Source organism: Qipengyuania huizhouensis (assembly GCF_019711635.1).
Taxonomy (GTDB): Bacteria; Pseudomonadota; Alphaproteobacteria; order Sphingomonadales; family Sphingomonadaceae; genus Qipengyuania; species Qipengyuania huizhouensis.
Window position 1 is genome coordinate 324,106 of the sequence record NZ_JAIGNT010000002.1, and the last position, 8,543, is coordinate 332,648.

Consider the following 8,543-nt stretch of genomic DNA (forward strand, 5'->3'; position numbering starts at 1 on the left):
AATGAGAAAGACAACCGCGATTTTCGCGCTTGCCGGAGCCGCAGTGGGGATGACCCCCACTGCGGCCTTCGCGCAGGATGACCTTATGAGCCTGGACGGCAGCGAGCTGCGCAGCGCCGTACAGATGCGGTACGACGCCGCACTCGCGCTCACCAACGATCCTGGAATCGTGAATGCGAACGATCCGCGTTACATCTGGGCCAGCGAGGCGAAGGCGCAGTGCGGCATCGCGCTCGGTTTCCTCAAGTCCAGCACCAAGGACGAGGTCAGCCTGTCGAAGTGCGGCATGGCCTACGACATGATGAACCGCACACCGCAGGCGCGGGTTGCCACCCCCGCACCGCAGGCACCGGCTGCGCGTCCGGAAGTCTGCACCGCGCAGGCACCGGGCCTCATCTTCTTCGAATTCGATTCCGCCACGCCACAGCAGGACGCGGTGGAGACGGTCGAATACGTGGTCGAGAATGCGCCGGTCTGCAACTGGACCCGCTTCACCGTCGTCGGTCATACGGATAGGTCGGGCAGCAACGCCTACAATCAGGGCCTGTCGGAACGCCGCGCCGAAGCCATCGAGAGCCTGATGGTCGGCCGCGGAATCGCCGATGCCGCAATTTCCACGCGCGCCGAGGGTGAGGAAAACCCCCGCGTGCCGACCGCCGACGGGGTGCGCGAATTGCAGAACCGTCGCGTCGAAATCCTGGTCAACCAGTAAGTGAGGGGACGAAAAATGCGCAAGACAACCCTGGCCACTGCCGCGGCGCTCCTGCTTGCAGGATCGGCTCCGGCAGCCATGGCGCAGACCACGTCTGCGGACACTGTATCGATGCAGGACGCGATTGCGATCGCCATGCAGTCGAATCCGGAAATCCTGCAGGCACAGTACAACAAGGAAGCGATCGAGTTCGAACGCAAGCAGGCGCAAGGGCTTTACCTGCCCCGCGTCGGCATAGAGGCAAGCGCCGGCATTAGGCGGCTGGAAAACAACACCCGCCGCTCGCTGGGCATTGCGAACAACGAACTCTATCCGTTGGAAGCAGGGATCAACGCCGAATGGACGGTGTTCGACTTCGGTCGCCGCCGTGGCGAGCTGCTCCGCCAGGCGGCCCGCGTCGATGGCGCATCGCTGCGCGTGGTCGAACGTTCGGAATTCATCGCCCTGCAGGTTGCCCGCCAGTATCTCGACGTGCTCCTTCAGGAACGCGTTGCCGCCGCGGCGCGTGACAATGCGGCGTTCCACCAGACGCTCGTTTCCGATCTGTCGACAGGGGTGGACGAAGGTTCGATCTCTGTCGCCGATCGTCAGCAGGCCGAAGAGCGGCTGCAATCGGCGCTGGTGCGCACCGAGGAGGCGGATCTGGAGCTCCAGAATGCCTATATCTCGCTGCGCCGCTTGACCGGCATGGACATCAATGTCGGTACCGTTCCGCCGGATCTTTCGAGCGCTATGCCCTCCGATCTGCCGACGGCAATAGGACTGGCTCGACTGAACAACCCGCTGGTGCGTGAAGCGGAAGCCGATGTCGATGCCGCCAATGCTCTGGTCGATTCCGCCGAGGGCGACCTCTGGCCGACGATTGGCATCGAAGCGAGCGGCCGCACCGGCGAGGACATCGACGGTTTCGCAGGAGAAACCACCGATCTGCAGGCCCGCGTGGTGCTGCGCTGGGATGTGTTCGACGGCGGCATCAACCGGGCCAAGCTGCAGGAGAACATTCGCCAGGCTAGCCTCGCCCGTTATGCGCTGCATGATCGCCAGCGTGCTGCCGAAGAAGACGTGCGCCTGGCATGGCAACAGCTTGATACGCAGCGCCGCGTGGTGCAGCAACTCGACCGCCAGAGCCAGGTCAGCGACGACCTCCTGCTGAGCTATCGCAGCCAGTTCAACATCGGTCGCCGTTCGCTGCTGGACGTGCTCGATGCGCAGAATACGCGCTTCAATACGCAGGTCCGTCTCGAAACGGCACGGTTCTCCCAATTGTTCGCGCAGTACCAGACGCTTGCTGCTACAAACCAGTTCCTCGATGCGCTGAGCATCGCTCCGGGGGCCGGGGCAGGCGAGCAGGAACGCGAACGGTTCAACTATGGACCGTCAGCCGATGCCGAACTGCAGCGGCGCGTCGCCGGAGATTGACGCAACACAAAGGGCCGATGACGGCTATGGAACAGGCTAAGGCTGAACAGATTGGCGGGCGGGTCCTTGACCCGCTCGTCGATTGCATTGGGGAAGCGGCGAAGCGCTATGGCTTGCCGTTTGCGCGCAATACTCTTGGCCAGCTTCCGCGTAATACGGAAGGGCTGCTTCCCGTCCACCAGGCCCCGGCTGCACTCGACCTTGTCGGTCTGAACCACGATGTCCTTCGCCGTCGGCGCCTGCCGACCAATGCCAAGCTCCTGCCTGCCATCGCGGCGATGGACGATGGCGGCTTCGTCCTGCTGCTCGAGGCGCAGGAGGACGAATTGCTCGTCTGGCGTCCGGAAACCGGCGCGGAGACCTGGGAAAAGCGCCACGATCTCGGCGAGGTCTATGCCGATACGCTGATACCTGTATACGGCGATCCCGACCGGATGCGCGCCGACGAGGCACCCTGGCACGCAAAGGCGCGGAGCCACTGGTTCTGGGGCGAACTGCGCCGCGAACGCAGCGCCTTCATGCCGGTATTGCTCGCTTCGCTGCTGGTGAACCTGCTGGCGGTCGCACTGCCGATCTTTACCATGAACGTCTACGACCGGGTCATCCCCAACCAGGCGCAGGAAACGCTATGGGTGCTGGGCCTCGGCGTGTTGCTCGCCTTCGCGCTCGAATTCGCGCTGCGCCGCGCGCGGACCTCTATCGTCGACGAGATCGCCAAGCGACTCGATCTCAAGCTCAGCCAGAAGATTTTCTCGCGCCTGCTCGCCATGCCGCTGGCAGAACGCAAGGGTCACAGCGGTTCGATGGCCGCGCGGGTGGCCGAATATGCCATCGTGCGCGATTTCTTCGCTTCGACCTCGGTCGTGCTGGTGGTCGACGTTCTCTTCCTCGTGGTCTTCGTGGCGGTGATCGCGATCATCGCGGGCTGGCTTGCGCTGGTGCCGCTGACCATCATCGCGGCGATGGCGGTTGCCGGCTTCGTCCTGCAGAAAAAGGTGGTCGAGGCTTCGCAGGATGCGCAGGCCGATTACGGCTTGCAGCAGACGCTGCTGGTGGAATCTCTCACCGGTGCGGAGACGCTGAAGGCAATGGGCGGGGAGGGTGGCATGCTCTCGCGCTGGCACCGGCTTGCCGATATCGGCGGCCATTCGCAGCTGCGCCTGCGCAACATCAACTCGGTTGCCGTCAGCCTCGCACAGGTGTTCCAGCAGATCTCGACCGTCGCGCTGATCATCGGCGGTTATTATCTGTTTGCCGCGGGCGAGATCACCATGGGCGCGATCATCGCCATCGTCATGCTGGCCTCGCGCTCGCTAGCACCGGCAGGCCAGATCGCTTTCCTGCTGACCCGCGGGCGGCAGGCCAAGGAGACACTATCCAGCATCGAGCGCATGTTCGAAGGCGGGGACGAACGCAAGCTCGGTGCAAGCATCGCGCCCAGCGCCATCAAGCGTCCGCGCATCGTCTTCGAGGATGCCGAATTCCGTTATGCCGAAGAAGCGCCCGCGGCGCTTTCCGGTCTCAATCTCACCATCGAGCCAGGCGAGCGTATTGCGCTGGTCGGCCGGGTCGCATCGGGCAAATCGACCTTCGGACGCCTGCTTTGCGGGCTCTATGCGCCGACAGAGGGCGCGATGATGGTCAACGGTATCGATAGCCGTCAGTATCGTCCGCAACATCTGCGTGAGGCACTGGGCTTCGTGGGACAGGATGCGGCGCTGTTTTCGGGTTCGGTGCGCGACAATCTTACGCTTGGACGGCTCGGCCTTTCCGAAGAGGCATTGCTGGAAGCCATGCGCGCAACGGGTGCGGACCAGTTCCTCTCGCGCGATGCCGGCGGGTTCGACCGTTCGGTGGGCGAAGACGGACGCCAGCTATCGGGTGGTCAGCGCAGTTTCCTTTCGCTCGCCCGCGCGCTGGTCGAGCCGCGCGAACTGCTGTTCCTCGACGAGCCGACCGGCGCGATGGACAGCGAAACCGAGAAGATGTTCGTCGAACGCCTGTCGGGCGCGATGAAGCCCGAGCAGACGCTGGTCATCTCGACCCACCGCGCGGCGCTTTTCGCCATTTGCGATCGCCTGATCGTGCTGGACAAAGGCCGTGTCGCCGCCGACGGTCCGGTGAAGGAAGTCCTGGCCAAAGCCGGCGCAGCGCGCGGAGGTGTGGCGTGAGCAAGGCCGCCGCAACCCGCATCCGCCGCATCTGGGCCTTCTCCGTCCTCGCGGTGACAAGCCTACTCGTCGGCACCTCGTCGCTGCTGGTGCCGCAGGAGAAGGCCATCGCCATGGCGCAGCTTTCGCCGGACTTGCAGGCCGACCTTGCGGACATGACGACTTCCACCGAAGCGGGCGCAATGCTGCTCGGTGCCGGGGCCGACGATGACGATGCGCTGGCGCGGAACCTTGCGATCCCCACGCTGGCGGGCCGCCTGGAACGTCCCGGCCGTTTCTCGGCCATACCGCTTTCTTCGAGCCACTACGGCACTGCGATCGACTGTCTCGCGCAGGCTGTCTATTATGAAGCGGCGCTGGAACCTGTGCTGGGCCAGCGCGCGGTTGCGCAGGTGGTGCTCAACCGGGTGCGGCATCCGGCCTATCCCAACACCGTGTGCGGCGTTGTATATCAGGGCTGGAACCAGAAGGTCTGCCAGTTCAGCTTCACCTGCGACGGGGCGCTGATGCGCAAGCCGCAGACGGATCTGTGGCGATCGGCCAAGGCGATTGCACGCGATGCGCTGTCGGGCCGCGAAGTTCCCGAAGTCGGCACAGCTACGCATTACCATGCCGATTATGTCGTGCCCTATTGGGCCTTCAAGCTGGGCAAGATCGCCACCATCGGCCGCCATATCTTTTATCGTTTCCCGGGCTCGCCCGGCCGCGCCGCCAGTTTCTATGGCGACTGGGCAGGGCGCGAGTTCAAGCCGCAGGTCGATTTCGCACGCTTCATCGACAAGGAAGGCGAAGAGCGTATCGAGCTGGCCGCGGAAGCTGCCTATACGCCCGGCCTGACCGTAGAGCCGGACATCACGGACCGTCATGCCGCCGCCGATGTCGGCGGGCGGATCGACACTACCAAGACCTGGCGCCTGACCATCCCCGACCCGGTCGAAGCCAGCGCAGGCTATCGCAATACCCTCTCTTCGCAGGGCGCGCTCGTCGCGGCGGCGCCCGGATCTTCGGAGCAATCGCAATGACTGTCTTCCAGCGCTGGAGCACGATGAGCGCGGCGCAGCGCCTGATCGTCACCGCCGCAGTCGGGATCGCCCTGCTGTTCGCCTGGGCCGCCTTTGCACAGGTCGACCAGATAACCCGCGGCACCGGCACGGTCATCCCGTCGAGCAAGGCGCAATTGGTGCAGCCTTCGGAACCTGCGGTCATCGAGGAAATCCTCGTTCGCAGCGGGCAAAGCGTGAAAGAGGGCGATCTGCTGGTCCGGCTCGACGATTCGCAAAGTGCTTCGGCACTGGGCGAATTGCAGACCGAGAACGAGCGGCTCGCCGTACGCGCTCAGCGGCTTAGCCAGGAGGCTGGCGGCGGCGTGTTGGGCTGCGAAAGCGGCAGCGCCTGTGCCGAGGAGCGCCGCCTTGCTCAGGCCCGTGCGGCGACCGCGCGCGCCCGCGAATCTTCGCTCGCTTCGGCGATCGAACAGCGTCGCCGCGATCTCGCCGAAGCCCAGGCCACCGCGTCGAGCCTCGAAAGCAGCCTGCGTCTTGCCCGCGAACAGGTCGAGATGCTGCGCCCGCTGGCGGCCAAGAATATCGTGCCCCAGACCGATTTGCTGACGGCTGAGCGCGAGGTGATCGACCTGCAGGGCCGTCTCTCGGCTGCGCGTCAGGCCGCAGCGCGCGCTTCCGCATCGATCAGCCAGGCGCAGGCCGATCTCAGCCAGGCGCGTGCCGATTTCCGCCAGCAGGCGCTGGCCGAACGTAGCGAGATCGCCACGCGCATGGCGGTGAACGAGGAAAGCATTCGGGGTGCCACCGCGCGGCGCAACCGCAACGAATTGCGCGCGCCGTCGGACGGGATCGTCAACGATGTGCAGGTCACCACCGAGGGCGGCTTCGTCAATGCGGGCGAGAAGATCATGCAGATCGTGCCGGTGGGCGACAAGCTGCTGATCGAGGCCCGCATCTCGCCCAGCGACCGCGCCTTCGTGAAGGTGGGCGACCGGGCGAATGTGAAGGTCACGGCCTATGATTTTTCGATCTACGGCGGATTGAAAGGGCGCGTCGCACAGGTCAGCGCCGACAGCATCTTCGACGAGGTCGAACGCGAGGCCTATTATGCAGTGGTAATCGAGACCGACCGCGCATTCATTGAGAAGGGCGGGGTGCGCCTGCCGATCGTGCCGGGCATGATCTGCGACGTCGAAATCCTCACCGCACGTCGCAGCGTGCTGTCCTATCTCTTCAAGCCGGTGAACCGCGCCTTCGACCGCGCGCTGACCGAGCGTTGAGTTTTGCTTGAGGGAGTGGTGCGAGCGTTACTGCCGCTCGTGCCTCTCAGTATCCGTGCAGCCAGCTCTGCTTAGCGCCCAGGCTCATGACCGGGCGATAGCCATGGTCTTGTGAGGCATCGAGCGGCGCGCTGCCGACATTGTCCAGCATGAGATAGCCGTCATCGGTCCTTACCAGCAGCACCGCATGATCGCGGCGGCGGACGAGGTCGCGCGCCAGCGTCAGGATCATATCCTCGCGCGCCACGCCGGCTGCCGCGAGCAGTTCCATCTTGAGCAAGGCAAAGTCTTCGCAGTCACCCTGGCCAAGGCGGAGGGTGGTCGCCGCGTCGGCCCAGTAGTCGCTACGGCCATAAAGGTCGATATCCTCGGCATGCTCGATCTCGCGGTTCACCCAGCGGTTGACCGACGCGATCAGCTGTCCGAGATTTTCGCGTGTTCCCGCCGCGCGCGAAAGGGTGGCGGACAGGTTCGTCCGTCTTGCGCTTACTCGCTGCCACTGGGCATCGAAGCTCGTGCGCGAAATCGGCACCATGCGGCTGCCGAGGACAAGGTCCTTGCGCCCGCCCGACGGCAGGAGCGATGCATCGCGGCGCGGGGCCGCGAACTGGGTCCGGCCCGATTGGAACAGGTTTGCCGCAGCGAAGGGGCTGGCTTCGATGGCGCAGTTTGTGCTGCGCGAAGCAAGCGGCGCGGCGGCCGGTTCGAAGGGTTTGCCCGGCGCACTGGAAAACAGCGGATGCGAAGGCGCCGTTCCCGCCTGCCGGGCGCGGATCGCGTCGAGCGCGCTCTCGCCGCCGATGATCTGCGAAGCCTTGCTCGCGGAAGCCGGGGTAAGGGAAATCGGCGCATTGGCCGCGATCGGTGCGTTGCAACCGGATGTCATCATCTCGACCGCCTGGACCGCGATAGCCGGGGTCGCGGCCTGCGCAGGGTGCGGGGCAATTGCCAACAGAGCTGCGGCCGCCAGGGCAGGGCGAAGCAGGGCGCGGGAGGATGAGGTTCCAACCATGCCCCGGTGGTACGAAGGCAAGTTCAAGGAACAGTTGCAGGTCAGAGTTAATGGCCGGGTAAGACCTTGCTTCAGCCCCGCGAAAGCTGGCGCCGCCTAATCCCTAACGCTCCGTCACGACAATTCGGGAATTCACACCATGCGCTTTACCGCCCCCCTGCTTGCGCTCGCCTTCGCCGCGATACCCGGCGCTGCCAGCGCGCAGGAAATCTATGGCGGCATCTATGCACATGGAGTCGATACGCCCTTCACCTTCGATACCAATGAGGGAGGCATCGATGCCCAGGTCGGGGTTCGCTTCGACGAGATCGAGGCTCTGGCCGATGTGCAGCCCTATATCTTCGGCTCGGCGAATCTTTCGGGCGATACCAGCTTCGTTGGCGCCGGGGTGAGCTGGAAGGCGGAGGTCGGGAAACTGTATGTGCGGCCCGGCGTCGGGCTGGTGATCCACGATGCACCCTCGCTCCGCGTCGATCCGGAAACGGGCATGCGTACCGATCTGGGCAGCCGCGTGTTGTTCGAGCCGGAACTGGCGGTCGGCGTGGACCTCGACGAGCGCTGGTCGGTGGAGGCAAGCTGGGTCCACATCAGCAATGCGCGCTTGTTCAACAGCGAGCAGAATCCCGGCATCGACATGATGGGGCTGCGGGTGAACTACCGGATGTGACAGGTAGCAGCGGGCGGTTCCGGATTCGAACCAGTCGTTATCCCAGCGAAAGCCAGGGTGACGAGCGGACACGTCAAAACATCCGGCGGCGAGCCCGGACCTAACGCCGTGGGAAGCACCTGCGCTCAAGCAGCCCGAAGGGCGATAGCGCAGATAAAGAGCACCCGCGCTCAAGCAGCCCGAAGGGCGGTAGCGCAGGATAAACAGATCACGCGGCCGGGCGAACCTTGCGCGAGGCGAGGCGTAGCTCCCGAGAGCGAGAATGACGGGGACCTTTT

General features: G+C 64.7%; 7 protein-coding genes. 6 read left to right on the forward strand and 1 reads right to left on the reverse strand.

Annotated elements, in window-relative coordinates; translation table 11 throughout:
* Position 1: 1 nt before the first annotated feature.
* The 5 genes from K3180_RS04050 to K3180_RS04070 are packed head-to-tail and all read left to right on the forward strand — an operon-like array spanning position 2 to position 6,586.
* The gene (locus K3180_RS04050; RefSeq protein WP_221538383.1) at positions 2-712 is read left to right on the forward strand and encodes an OmpA family protein; all 711 of its coding nucleotides are present in this window, start codon (positions 2-4) and stop codon (positions 710-712) included.
* Positions 713-727: 15 nt separating this feature from the next.
* Positions 728-2,131: a TolC family protein gene (locus K3180_RS04055; protein ID WP_221538384.1), complete on the forward strand. Its 1,404-nt coding sequence runs from the start codon at positions 728-730 to the stop codon at positions 2,129-2,131.
* Between the two features lie 26 nt (positions 2,132-2,157).
* Positions 2,158-4,302 carry a type I secretion system permease/ATPase gene (locus tag K3180_RS04060; protein WP_247710280.1) on the forward strand — a complete coding sequence of 715 codons (2,145 nt, stop codon included), beginning with the start codon at positions 2,158-2,160 and terminating at the stop codon, positions 4,300-4,302.
* Positions 4,299-5,324, forward strand: a complete 1,026-nt coding sequence (locus K3180_RS04065; protein ID WP_345719421.1) for a cell wall hydrolase — start codon at positions 4,299-4,301, stop codon at positions 5,322-5,324. The genes K3180_RS04060 and K3180_RS04065 overlap by 4 nt, the downstream gene beginning before the upstream one ends.
* Entirely contained in the window at positions 5,321-6,586 is a 1,266-nt protein-coding gene (locus tag K3180_RS04070; RefSeq protein WP_221538386.1) for an HlyD family type I secretion periplasmic adaptor subunit, read from the forward strand. The genes K3180_RS04065 and K3180_RS04070 overlap by 4 nt, the downstream gene beginning before the upstream one ends.
* A 46-nt stretch (positions 6,587-6,632) precedes the next feature.
* Here the strand turns inward: K3180_RS04070 and K3180_RS04075 are convergent, their stop codons facing one another.
* Positions 6,633-7,538, reverse strand: a complete 906-nt coding sequence (locus tag K3180_RS04075) for a transglutaminase-like cysteine peptidase (protein WP_221538387.1) — start codon at positions 7,536-7,538, stop codon at positions 6,633-6,635.
* Positions 7,539-7,737: 199 nt separating this feature from the next.
* Between K3180_RS04075 and K3180_RS04080 the strand changes: the two genes are divergently transcribed.
* Positions 7,738-8,265, forward strand: a complete 528-nt coding sequence (locus K3180_RS04080) for an acyloxyacyl hydrolase (RefSeq protein WP_221538388.1) — start codon at positions 7,738-7,740, stop codon at positions 8,263-8,265.
* The last annotated feature ends 278 nt before the right edge of the window (positions 8,266-8,543 follow it).

Excerpts from the sequence above, each read along its gene's own strand:
- K3180_RS04050 (WP_221538383.1), top strand. The coding sequence starts at position 2 with ATGAGAAAGACAACCGCGATTTTCGCGCTTGCCGGAGCCGCAGTGGGG.
- K3180_RS04055 (WP_221538384.1), top strand. The coding sequence starts at position 728 with ATGCGCAAGACAACCCTGGCCACTGCCGCGGCGCTCCTGCTTGCAGGA.
- K3180_RS04060 (WP_247710280.1), top strand. The coding sequence starts at position 2,158 with ATGGAACAGGCTAAGGCTGAACAGATTGGCGGGCGGGTCCTTGACCCG.
- K3180_RS04070 (WP_221538386.1), top strand. The coding sequence starts at position 5,321 with ATGACTGTCTTCCAGCGCTGGAGCACGATGAGCGCGGCGCAGCGCCTG.
- K3180_RS04080 (WP_221538388.1), top strand. The coding sequence starts at position 7,738 with ATGCGCTTTACCGCCCCCCTGCTTGCGCTCGCCTTCGCCGCGATACCC.